The 9,877-nt window shown below is 35.1% G+C and carries 10 protein-coding genes; 2 read left to right on the forward strand and 8 right to left on the reverse strand.

The genetic code is table 11. The features are described 5' to 3' along the window. Positions 1 to 160 precede the first annotated feature (160 nt). The 8 genes from BZZ03_RS11335 to BZZ03_RS12040 all read right to left on the reverse strand — a co-directional run bounded on the left by BZZ03_RS11335 (position 161) and on the right by BZZ03_RS12040 (position 7,293). The gene (locus BZZ03_RS11335; protein ID WP_233128991.1) at positions 161 to 862 is read right to left on the reverse strand and encodes a class A sortase; all 702 of its coding nucleotides are present in this window, start codon (positions 860 to 862) and stop codon (positions 161 to 163) included. Positions 863 to 931: 69 nt separating this feature from the next. Then, positions 932 to 4,144, reverse strand: a complete 3,213-nt coding sequence (locus BZZ03_RS11340; RefSeq protein WP_158092886.1) for a SpaA isopeptide-forming pilin-related protein — start codon at positions 4,142 to 4,144, stop codon at positions 932 to 934. A gap of 191 nt (positions 4,145 to 4,335) precedes the next feature. After that, positions 4,336 to 5,295, reverse strand: coding sequence for a hypothetical protein (locus BZZ03_RS11345; RefSeq protein ID WP_086583352.1), 960 nt, complete (start codon positions 5,293 to 5,295; stop codon positions 4,336 to 4,338). 19 nt (positions 5,296 to 5,314) lie between these two features. After that, on the reverse strand, positions 5,315 to 5,500 hold the full coding sequence (locus tag BZZ03_RS11350) for a hypothetical protein (RefSeq protein WP_086583353.1): 186 nt from the start codon (positions 5,498 to 5,500) through the stop codon (positions 5,315 to 5,317). Positions 5,501 to 5,586: 86 nt separating this feature from the next. Then, positions 5,587 to 5,907, reverse strand: coding sequence for a hypothetical protein (locus tag BZZ03_RS11355; RefSeq protein ID WP_143466346.1), 321 nt, complete (start codon positions 5,905 to 5,907; stop codon positions 5,587 to 5,589). Between the two features lie 556 nt (positions 5,908 to 6,463). Continuing rightward, a complete protein-coding gene (locus tag BZZ03_RS11360) occupies positions 6,464 to 6,727 on the reverse strand; it encodes a hypothetical protein (RefSeq protein ID WP_086583355.1) in 264 nt (87 codons plus the stop codon). Next, complete coding sequence (locus BZZ03_RS11365) at positions 6,724 to 6,960, reverse strand: helix-turn-helix domain-containing protein (protein WP_086583356.1); 237 nt, start codon at positions 6,958 to 6,960, stop codon at positions 6,724 to 6,726. The genes BZZ03_RS11360 and BZZ03_RS11365 overlap by 4 nt, the downstream gene beginning before the upstream one ends. A 171-nt stretch (positions 6,961 to 7,131) precedes the next feature. Beyond that, positions 7,132 to 7,293, reverse strand: coding sequence for a hypothetical protein (locus BZZ03_RS12040; RefSeq protein WP_158092887.1), 162 nt, complete (start codon positions 7,291 to 7,293; stop codon positions 7,132 to 7,134). A 372-nt stretch (positions 7,294 to 7,665) separates the two neighbouring features. Here BZZ03_RS12040 and BZZ03_RS11370 point away from each other — a divergent pair, with 372 nt between their 5' ends. Further along, positions 7,666 to 8,424 (forward strand): XRE family transcriptional regulator, encoded by a 759-nt coding sequence (locus BZZ03_RS11370; RefSeq protein WP_086583357.1) that lies wholly within the window; start codon positions 7,666 to 7,668, stop codon positions 8,422 to 8,424. A 247-nt stretch (positions 8,425 to 8,671) separates the two neighbouring features. Further along, positions 8,672 to 9,796, forward strand: coding sequence for a RepB family plasmid replication initiator protein (locus BZZ03_RS11375; RefSeq protein ID WP_233128992.1), 1,125 nt, complete (start codon positions 8,672 to 8,674; stop codon positions 9,794 to 9,796). The last annotated feature ends 81 nt before the right edge of the window (positions 9,797 to 9,877 follow it).

Here is a 9,877-nt window from a genome sequence, read left to right on the forward strand (position 1 = left end):
CAACAATACTAACCCTGACCCTAGAACTAATAAGACGCATATACCAACTATATTATCCATATTTAACCTTAAAAATGTATTTATAACTACAATATATGTTGCTATAACCATTACTACTAAGCTAAAAATACAAATTCGTTCACAAGTTTTTTGTTTCATTTTAAAACTTCTCTTTCATTTCTTGATAAGAATATTGTTTATCCAATTTCCCATGAACGACTAAACGATTAGTACCTACTAAACTTGTACACGTATAAAGCGTAATTTCTCTTTTTCCTTTGGTATCATCAATGATAGTTCCTTGACTAACATTGACTATAGAAACTTTATCAATTTGATAAGCAAATACTTTGTCTTTATCTGTCAAGTAAATTTCTTGACCGCTTTTTGCATAAACAAGGTTTCCAAAGAGAACGCCATTGACGATAGCTCCTGTAAATTCATTAAAAATAGTATGACTGGCAAGAGCGTAATTCCCTTGCCCCATGATTTGATTAGGTTTTGCAGTCCCTGCGCCATACATCATGGTTTCATAGGTTACACCATTAAAAATGGGTAACTCTAAATGAATATCTGGAATAGAAATAATGCCTATCCCTGCCATGTCCTTATCCTCTAATTGATGAGCAACCAACTCCTTTGTCGTCATAGGAGAAATCTCCTCTGAATTAAAAGAGGCCTTTTTTTTCAAATTATTTTTCATCTGCTCATGTGTTAACTTCATCTCTTGCTTTCCAGTTGATTGAATGAAATACTTACTGATTTGTGGACTAAAAAATACCGTTAATCCAACTATAAAGACAAGTACACATACAAACATCATCACATTTGAAGCAGAAAATATTTTTTTACTTTTCATCATCTTTCTCAAACATACCTCCGTCCCACCCTTCACTATTTATAGTGTCAATGTTTTTAGAATAAAGAAAAGTTATTTTTCTGAGCTACTTTTACGTTTCTTCATAAAGAAAGTCACACCACCTGCCACAAGAGCAAGTCCTGCAAGAATAATTCCCCAAAGGTGTTGTCCTAGAGCTGCGCCTGTGTCCGCAAGAGGGGTGCTTGGTGTTTCTTTTGAGGGTGTTGTCGGTGTTTCAGGAACTTTGACTTTAAAGGTTTCGTCTGGATTATTTTTATCCTTATTGTCAATGATTGGCTTCACATTGTCTGATGGTTTGTCCCCTGGATATGTTTGCTCATAAAACGTAAGCGTATGGCCTTTGTATTTGTAACTATCCACTTTAACAGGAACATCTACAGTACCTTTGGTATCTTTCGCCTTGAAGGTTAAGCTACCGTCTACATCAATGACTTTTTTAAGGTCATGGTCATAGGCTTGGGTAATTTTGACTGTATAGGTGTTGCCCTTGACTAAGCCTTCATAGAAGAATTTATCTGTAACAGTCGTTGTCCCTACAGTAATTTCTTTATCTTGGACTTTTGTATGCCCATCTGCCTTGTCTACTTTCACCGTTTCAGTCGGATTGTTCTTATAGTTGTTGTCCTCGACCACAACTTTACCGTCCTTATCCTTGACTTTTGTAAGTAAAGTGAGCTCCTTTTCTTGAAGTCCTGTCGTATCTAATGCTTTAGAAGTAACATCTACGGTACAATTGCCGTCTTTGTCTGTTTTGACTTTCTGAGTGACAAGAGAAGATTTACCGTCCTTATCCTTAATGGCTTTTCCTGTCTCTTTTGAAACAGGTTGACTTTCAAGCGTATACTCTGTATCTGCTTCTAAGCCCGATAAAATAACTTTATCCTTGATTTGAGCATCACCCACGCCTAATGTTTTATCACCGTCTGCTTTATCAGTCGCAGTCGTTGTGACTTTTGGTTGTTCTTTCACTTTATCTGTGAACATACCCAGATTGATTTTGAACATCAAGTTATTATCGACCAGTGATGAAGCTTCAACTGTAATCTTATCAATCTGTTGTCCTGTTACCGTATCTTTAAAGGTAGCGGTATAAGAAACAGGTACATCATTTTTATCCAATTTAGCTGTTACAGAGATTGCAATAGGATTGATTGGTTTCAAGCCATCTGGTGTCTTGATTTCCGTCAAGAGGTAATCGCCAATTGCAATACCGTCTTTGCTTGGATTTCCTGCAAGTGAGTTAGCCTTACCGTCGAAAACAACTAGGCCATTTTTCGTATAGCCATTAGAGTCTGTTCCAGTACCTGAGGTTGCATAGATTGGTTTACCTTTGGTACCGTTTTGTTGTTTAAGTTCAAATACTGCACCATTGATACCAGGCAGAGAGCCATTGTCCTCTTGAACTTTTTCAAGCATGAAATTAAAGACATCTACTCTATCTGAAGCTTTATCTTCATCAATGAAATCATTAGTCGCAACATCTACTTCACTCTTATCATCAAAGACGACTGGAATTTTCTTAGAAGACTGTGAATAGCCTGACGATGTACGTAACTCTTGCCAGTAAAAGGCTTGACCATTCTCTTTAAGTGGAAGATTTTGAACACCGACTTTGTTAGCATCATCAACCGTCAACTCTACTGTCTTATCATTTGCTTTTTTACCAAATGTTGCTGTAATTGGAAGATTTTCAGTAGAGTCCTCCGTTTTATCGGTTAAGCCTTCTGACCATTCAACCGCTTTTCCGTCCGCATGGAACAATCCATAAGTCACGCCTTTCAGCGTTGCTTCTCCCTGTGTTTCAGAAGAATTCGTGTCCGCATCAACTTTGGTTAGTGTTGTTGCACCAGTTGGAATATCTTTTGTTGCGACATCATCTTGATAGTTGTTTGTTGTACCGTCAAACTTAGAATTTTTGTCAAAGGAAACTTTGATTTTAACGGCGTTCAAAGCAAAACCTGCTGGGGCTTTTGTTTCTTGGAAGTAATACTCTTTTGTATAATCAAGATTTTTAACCCCTAGTTTACCGTCAGTTCCCATTTTAAGGACGACATTTGTATCATTTGCCTTTGTCCCTGCAAGAGGTGTAATAGGGTAACCTTTTTGACCGTCAGACCATTTCACAGCCTTACCGTCTGCATTAAAGAGGGTAAACTCAGCCCCTGCCATAGCTTTATTTGAAAAGGCATTATTAGTCGAAGTCTTTTGAAGCATAGCTTCACCTAAACCAATAACGTTGACTTTTAATTCCCCCTCTAAATTGGCTGGATCTGATGCTGCATAAAGTTTTTGACCTATGCTACCATCTGGGTTTAATGTTCCATAAATATAAGACGGATTAAAGTCTTTTCTGTTATTCCAAACTTCAATTTTACCAACTTTTCCTATAGCCGAAACATCCGCCGTAACATTGAGACTTTCATCTTTTCGTGTTGCTTTAATCCCTTGTGAAGTGCTTATATGGTCAAATGGTAAACCATATCCCCCTGCTTTCCCTGCCAAAACACCATTTTTATCTGTTGTTGTCGCACTTGAGCCTGCGACAACTTGAAGAGGATTAGGATTAAAGTCAGGACTTTTTGAGCTTGCAATAGCCTGTTTAACTATTGTTGTCGCATACTTCACAACTTCCTTAATATCAGCCCCTGATGACGTAATGTCTGTCATAGAAACATCCCCAAATGTTTTATTCAATTTTGAAGTATCTAATTCAGAAATTGTAGGTAAAACTGTACCAACTTTATTTTGTCCTGCCTGAACCATCCAAATCGCTACTTGAGTTGCCAAGTTAATATTTTTATCTGCTTCCGCATTATTGACTAAACCAATATAAGTGATGTTGGTAACAATGTTTCGTTGGTACGCTGTCATCTTACTCATTGTTTCATCAGTGCCGGCAGTTTGAGCTTCTCTTGTAGCAGTTGCTCCTTCTTTTACTTCTACAAAAGGCTGAATACAAAATGAAGTTTTTCCATTAATCTGCATAAAGTTTGCTGCTGTTGTCTCTCCCTTAGACCATACTGCAGAACCAGTACCTGAAAACTGATAGTTTACTTGACCGTCATCTGGCAATGGGATAGATTTTACAGGGGCATTAAAGAGCTTGAGATGAAGCGAATCCGCATTTGCAAGTCCCACAGCTGTTCCACTTAGTGTTAACGCAAGCATCCCCATAGACGCTATTTGTTTTTTACGCATACGAAGTCGTTTAGCTTTTTCTTCTTTGATTGCTTTTTGTAATTTTTTCTTTTTGAATGTTGGCATGAGTGCCTCCTTTTAATTTTTCATTTTTATTTTGCGCAAAATAAAAAACCTGTCTTGGCTCAGGTTCTCTTTAAATATTAAACAGCTAACGTTTCATTGTGTTACCTCCTAACCACAATCCTTTTTATGCCTTGATTGAGGGCAATAAAAAAAACAATCATTCTATGAATAATTGCTTTGATATTTGTTTTTTAATATGCACCAGAAGACCAACCACCACCTGTTGCATTAGCATTGCACCATGCGGTAGCGGCACTTCCTGCTTCATCTAATGTTTTAAAGCCACCTTGTGACCAAACGATTTGACCTTCTTTATTTTTAACCCATCCTGTAAATGTTTCAGTAGGTGTGGGCGTTGGCTCTGGATGTGGTGTTGGATCTGGAGTCGGTGCAGGTGTAGGAGCTGGCGTTGGACTAGGAGTCACATTATTATTTGATGCACCGCCATTACTTGTGCCTCCACCTGTTGGAGTTTGAGGGGTTGGTTGATACGCCGCTGAATTATCTGCTTGACTTCCAGTACCTTGACTCGCCGTAGAAACTGTATCTGATGTTTGTGCGGCTTGGTCTTGACCAGTATTTTTTGTTGGAGCAGTTTGTTGGGATTTAGCTGTTTGAGCTGCGGCCGCTTTTTGTTTTGCCTCAGCTTCTTTTTTGGCTTTGTCTGCTTGTGCTTTCGCTTTATTATTTTTAACTGTTGTTTTTACTTTATCTAAACGTTTTTGAAGGTCAGACTTTTTCGCTTTTGTCATGTCAGCTTTCAAAGTATCAATAGCCGTTTGTGCAGTCTTAACAGTAGCATCATTGGAAGTTTTTTCTGCATTAGCAACAGCTTTATCTGCTTTGTTCACTAAATCCCAGTTTTGACGCACTTTTTCTACACGTGCAATAAGTGGTGTTTTATCTTTTTCCTCAAGTTTTTTGATTGCGTCTTGAGCAGATTTTACATCCCCTTCAGCCTTAAAAGTTTCTGCTTTTTCAGTTTCTTTTTTTGCATCTTTAATCAAATTATCGTGTGCAGTCTTGGCTTCTTGAGCTGTTTTTTCAGCTTGTGCTTGTGCTTGGTTATTTGCGACAACTCCTGCGCCACCACCTGCTAATACAAGTGCTACTGCTCCACCAACGATCCATTGTTTCTTTGTAATTTTCATTTTTTACTCCTAATTTTTATTAATTATTTGTTTGTTTTATCCACGGCTCATCCCAACCTGGTAAATAGAAAATCCATTGAAAAAATCGTCGGATAGGGGAACTTAACCACCAAAAAAGGATCACTCCATATTTTAAAACATAAATGCTTGCCGTAATCATTAAGATAAATAATTCAAATAAGTAAAAAATGTCACTGATACGCATGTTTTTCTCCTGTTATTTTTCAATTCTATTTTCTCATAAAGCCTTAGACTTTACAAGCAGTTAAGGAACTTATTAAGCCTGCTCTTTTAATTTGTTTTCATCTTCTCGAATTTCGTATGCTCTGACCGATTATAACTACTATATGGAAATGTCATCAATTTTTGATTGGGATAACGTCTATCCGCAATTAAACGTGTTTTCTTTGGCTTCTCCTTAATTGGCGTAGAAGATATACTTTTCACTTTGATAAAAGCTTCTTTGAAGCTCAACAGTTGTTGCAATTTAAAAGGTTTATTAGTCGTTGCATTTATACCCTTAATAACGAGAATAAGGCCCCGAGTAGTTACTCTACCAATTTCTCCATCAAAGGTTTTCACAATGTAAGTATGGTTATGATCACGGCTCATTTGAACCAGATCTTGCCATCTTAAGGGGAACGTTGTACTCCTTTGCATCTTTCTTCTCCTCCCGAGATTTATTGTTGAGCCTTTCGGCAATGCAGGTTAGAGGAATCGAACCTCAAATTCACCGTAGAACCTGCTAAATAGCTTATTGTTTTTCGTATACTGTCCGTGTAAGCTCTCACATTTTTTACCCGATCACAGGTGTCGTATACAGGTTTCATAATTTGAAGCCTTCGCAGAGGTTATGGTCTCGTTCCCTCTCACCCCTTGACAAGTGCGGCTCGCAGCCTTTCTCGATAAGACTATCTGGTCATGGCCAATGCTCCTTGTCTTGTATATGGTGTTTCCCTTCTTCAGGGTTAACCTCCCCAGTTACTTGTCACGCTATTCACTAGGGATTTTATTTGGTTGTCAAAGATCAATAAGCAGATAGGAAGAGTCGAACTTCCATCAAGGTAAGGGTCAATTAATATTCTTCGGGAGAAGAAAGTTTACTCACCATATTTTTCCATTTAAACTATATCTGCATCATAGGGATAACCCTAAGTTATTATTCAAGCTACTTCTTTTTTATTTCCGCAAGAGCTTTAGCCGCAAGAAAACATTCTGTATCACGATGTTCTTTAGAAGCATGTTCGCTAATCTCTTTTAAATATGTGTTGACTTTAGAAAGTTTATTCTCAAGTTCCAATTTTTCTTTATGGAGTGCCTTAAATTCAGAAGCCGTTACAAGCTGCATTTTATTTTCACGAATTTTTTTAATTTCATCCTTGCCATAAGGGGCAAGGTAATCTTCTAAATTGTCTTTTGTTGTATTAGTCATTTATTTTGCTCCCCATCATTTTCTTTTAAATCTGAGTACTGACACTGAAGTGCTAAAGCTAATCTACTTAATCTTGACGTATTTACAATTTCTATTTCTCTTTTTTCATATGCACTAATCAAGAAAATCCAAAATGAAATCGATTGATCACTTCCTCTTGATACATGATTTGCTAATTCAAAGCGATCTAGCCTCATCTGTTCTCGTATGATTTGTAATTTTGTTTTTGTCATTTTTTTGATTACCTCTTAAATATTGTTGTAACTTGTATATGGAACCAATAAATAAACTTAGTAATAAAAGCGGCATTATGATAAGTACAACTATTAACAAGATGAGCACTCCCCAATTTGATAATGGAAGAGTATCTGAATACTCATTTTCATCAAAATCTAAATAGCTAATCATCTTAAATCAGTCTCTCTCTCAAGCCTGTAAACTTGTGTTGGGTGCTTTGATGCACGAGCAAAATTTTCTGCTTTTTCTTTAGAATCAAATTGATATTTTCGTATATCATCATTTTTAGATTTCTTATTTTTTCTTATCTGCATAACTTCATATACCATTGTTTGACCTTCTTATTGATAATTTTTAGAAGAAAACACAAAAAAAGGAAATTTTTGTGCAAAAAAACCTGCCGTAAATTCCCTTTTTTATGATATAATAACAGTATCTTACATTGTTTTCTTACATCATTTTTAAGGTGCTTTAAGGCACATTGTGTTGTTCATCAATTTTGAGGTTTCACTTCATTATTGTTTTTCGACCAATAAAGTGATTATTAAGAGACATATACCTGGGTTTACTCAGACCTTCGTCGAGTGTGAACTGAGGTATTTTTTTATATATTCTAAATTCATGTCTCATTTTTTCCCTATGAATATATAATACGCTTTAAAAGCGTATTTGTCAACTAATAAATTTAGAAAGGTCAGATTATGGAATTTCATCAAAGATTAAAAAAATTAAGAAAAGAGTCTGGCTATACTCAAAAGGAAGTTGCAAGCATGATGAAGATTACACATGCACCATACCAAAGATGGGAATCTGGAGCAAACAGACCCCGTGCTGATAAATTAGAAGAACTCGCAAATATTTTTGATGTTTCAATTAGCTATCTTTTAGGAGAATCTGATGTTAGATCAGGAACAAAAATCAATCAGATTATGGAAAAGTTATCTGAAAAAGGACAAGAAGAAACAATCGATTTTGCGCATAAAAAACTAAATGAGGAAACAAAAAAGACTAAAATTATAGAATTTAATAATTCTTTGGTTGGCTATCCAGTTCTTTCAGATCAGGCTCTTTCTGCAGGAAAAGGTAATGGTATCTCAGATGATATGTCTACCTATACGGTATATTGGACAAAAGAGGTTAATAGTGATTATGGAGTACCGATAAAAGGGGACTCTATGGAGCCTGACTATCATAATAAGGATATTGCATTAATTCAAGAACAACCTTGCCCAGATCATGACGGTCAAGTTTGTGCTGTACTTGATTTTGATAGAGGTGTAAGTTATATCAAATGTGTAACTGTTGAAGATAAAGTTCTTCGATTAGAGTCATTAAATCAATCTGTAGATGATCAGGGAAATTTACTCTATGAAGATATTTTACTTCCTCGAGATGAAACAACAAAAATACTAGGAAAAGTTATTGAGAGTTTTACTCCAGTGAAGAAAAAAGAAATTTAAAATAAAAAAATAGACTTGCCTTAGCAAGTCCTTTTTATATTTATTTATCTTATATATTTTGTCTTTTCTTCTTTTGTGCGGAGAAAAACTCAGTAATAATCATGGTTTGTGGATTTATACAGCAACAAAAAACGATGTATATAGCAACAAAAAACGATGTATACAACAACAAAAAACGATGTTCACAGCAATAAAAAAATTGACGTAGTTGCTGTATTGTGTTATTCTAATTCTTGAGGAAATGACAATGAATAATAATATCAATACAAATGCTCTTGACAAGAGAAAAGTAGTTGAACATAATGATTTAATTAGCTCGGTTGCCAAGATGGATAAAACATCTTTAAAAATTTTTGAAATGGCAGTATCTTGTATAGATACTGAAAATCCACCAAAAGATAATTTAGTTTATTTATCTAAAAAGGAATTATTTAAATTTTTTGATGTTAAAGCTGGAGATAAACATAATCGTTTTAAAAAGGCAATTGTGAATTTACATCGACAGTCAATTTTTCAAATTAGGGAATTAAATAATAAGAAAAATAAGTATGAGTATAGAGTGATTAGCCCACTAGAAGAAACTAAATGGAATGATTATAGTGATGTTGTAAGTATTACTTTTACTAAGGCAATTATGCCTTATCTTATTGATTTAAAAAAGAATTTCACCCAATATGCCTTGTCTGATATTATGGGATTGAACAGCAAATATTCAATAATTCTTTATAAGTGGTTATGTATGTTTTATAACCAATATGAGCACTACAGCGAGAAAGGAGGACGAAGAGAAGAACAGATAGAAGAGTATAAGAACCCATCAATATCAGTTAAAGCTCTCAGAGAATTAACTGATACAGTAAACGAATACTCGCGTTTTCAGAGTTTAGAAGCAAGGGTAATAAAAAATCCAGTGTTAGAAATTAATGAGCATACTCATTTTAATATTTCTTATGATAAACATAAAAAAGGTAAAACAATGGATCGAATACAATTTCATATTGAAAGGAAAAAATTAGCTGCAGATGTAAATGGAGATTATAAAAAGGAACAACAAGATCCAACTTATACTCAAAGTAAAGAAGAAAAAGAACAGTTAATTATGCTGAATTCTGCAAAAGCAATGCAAAGCGAATACACAAAAATATTATTAGAAAATAATCTTCTTTTCCCCCAGGACTTTATGGAAGTATCAATAATGGCAGAATTACAAATGTCAGTATATCCTCTATATGATGAATTGAAAAATAAAAGAGGAATTTTGGCAATAAAAAAACACCTATCATACGTTTCCGAAAAGCAAGAGGCTTATTCAAAAAGAAATATAGCAAAATATCTTAAGAAGGCTATAACTCAGTATTTAGGAACTTTATGAAAGCTATGGACTAATCTATAGCTTTTTGTTTATAATAAATACATATAAATATAGTTCATACGTATAGTTGTTGCTTGACAG

The organism is Lactococcus petauri (genome assembly GCF_002154895.1).
GTDB classification, from domain to species: domain Bacteria; phylum Bacillota; class Bacilli; order Lactobacillales; family Streptococcaceae; genus Lactococcus; species Lactococcus petauri.